The sequence below is a fragment of the Bradyrhizobium sp. MV1.5 genome (genome assembly GCF_055807615.1).
Genome location: NZ_JBVVPL010000122.1, coordinates 1 through 374, shown reverse-complemented (window position 1 = coordinate 374; position 374 = coordinate 1). Strand labels below are relative to the sequence as shown.

Here is a 374-nt window from a genome sequence, read left to right as displayed (position 1 = left end):
AAGCTGGTGTTCGACGAGACCGGCAAGTCGAACCTGAGCATCACGGGCGTGACCTACAACTCCAAGGGTCTCGGCCTTGCTGCGCTGACCAGCGGTGTCGACTTCATCGACAACTCCGCGACCAACAAGGTGCTGTCGAACCTGAATGCCGCGTCGAGCACGCTGCGTTCGGAAGCGTCGAGCCTCGGCTCGAACCTCTCGGTGGTGCAGGTGCGTCAGGACTTCAACAAGAGCCTGATCAACGTGCTGCAGACCGGTTCGTCCAACCTGACCCTGGCCGACACCAACACCGAAGCGGCCAACAGCCAGGCGCTGTCGACCCGCCAGTCCATCGCGGTCTCCGCGCTGTCGCTGGCCAACCAGTCGCAGCAGAG

1 pseudogene is annotated in these 374 nt (G+C 63.1%); it reads left to right on the top strand.

From position 1 onward, the window contains the following. Positions 1–374: pseudogene (locus tag AC0L2J_RS34780) on the top strand (DUF1522 domain-containing protein); the annotation flags it as partial.